Annotated in this window: 2 protein-coding genes and 1 pseudogene; 1 reads left to right on the top strand and 2 read right to left on the bottom strand. The window is 72.8% G+C overall.

The window, feature by feature from the left end:
• Window positions 1-186 (top strand): annotated as a pseudogene (locus O5O54_RS22200) (hypothetical protein); the annotation flags it as partial.
• A gap of 86 nt (window positions 187-272) precedes the next feature.
• On the opposite strand, the gene O5O54_RS22195 reads toward O5O54_RS22200, so the two are convergent.
• A complete protein-coding gene (locus O5O54_RS22195; protein ID WP_279484021.1) occupies window positions 273-584 on the bottom strand; it encodes a hypothetical protein in 312 nt (103 codons plus the stop codon).
• 142 nt (window positions 585-726) lie between these two features.
• Window positions 727-1,047, bottom strand: coding sequence for a hypothetical protein (locus O5O54_RS22190; RefSeq protein WP_279484020.1), 321 nt, complete (start codon window positions 1,045-1,047; stop codon window positions 727-729).
• Between the last annotated feature and the right edge of the window lie 42 nt (window positions 1,048-1,089).

The following is a 1,089-nucleotide window of genomic DNA, read 5'->3' as shown; positions in this document are numbered from 1 at the left end:
GGCTTTGCCACCGGCGGGTCGGCGGCGGGCGCCGGTCGCTCGCCCGCAAAGGCCCGGACGGCGCCGGCGCGCCCGGCCGCCGCGGCGCACGCCCCCGCGCGCCCCGTACCGCAGATGCGGTCCACCGGTCGTGGCGGCGCGGCGCCGAAGGCCGCCCAAGCCGAGGACAGCTGGGAAGAGTTCTGACGGCGCCGGCCCTTACGCCGCGCGATCTTTCCGCCGCCGCGCCTCGAAAGGGGCGCGGCGGTTTTCGCTTTATACCGGGCAGCCGCCTACCATCCGTAGCGGCGCCGGTCCTCCCAGCGGTCCCGCCGCCGCTCCTGCCTCTCCCAGCGTTGCCGCTCCTCGCGCTCCCAGCGCCGCTCCGCGCGCTGGCGGCGCTCGTAGCGCTCCTGCTGGCGGATCTTGCCGGGACTGTAGAAGCCGCGCTCGCGGTTGATCTGGATCTGCGCGTCCACGCGGTCCTGCAGCCGCTGCTCCACGGCGTTGCGCGGCGGGCCGGAAGGCAGCACGAAGTCCTGCGCGGCGACCGGCAGGGCGGTCAGCGTCAAGGCGACGGCGGAGAGGATAAGGGTCGTCTTCATCGGACGGGGTCCTCGTGTGGCGGTTCGGGGAAGAAGACGCCGGGGCGCCTGAACGGTTCCTGAAGGGGCCGAAACGCGAAAAGGGCGCGGACGGCCTCCGCCGCCGCGCCCCCCATGTCATGCCGGGCCGTCGCCCCCGCCCTTACCAGCGGTGATGGTTGCGGGCGGCGCGATGGATGTTGCGATTGGCGCGGTCCTGCATGCGCTCGATCTTGCGGGCCGAGCGCGGATCGACATAGCCGTTGTTGTAGTAGCGCGCCCGGCGCTCCACGCGCTCGATGCGGTGCTGCTGGCGGGCGAGGCGACGCGCCTCGCGCGGCGTGATGCGGCCCGTGTGGAGCCCGCGCTCGATGCGCTCGTGCTGGCGATACTGGCGCGCGTCCGACCGATAGGTTTGCGCCATGGCCGGCATGGAGGTGGCGACGAGGATGCCCGACAGGGCGAGGATCACGGTCTTCTTCATCGGAGGGTCTCCGTCCGTGGAACGATGGACGGAGTAAAGCTC

This window comes from Aureimonas sp. SK2 (genome assembly GCF_029813115.1).
GTDB lineage: Bacteria > Pseudomonadota > Alphaproteobacteria > Rhizobiales > Rhizobiaceae > Aureimonas.
Note: the sequence above shows the minus strand (reverse complement) of the source record. Positions and strands in the feature narration are given on the sequence as shown.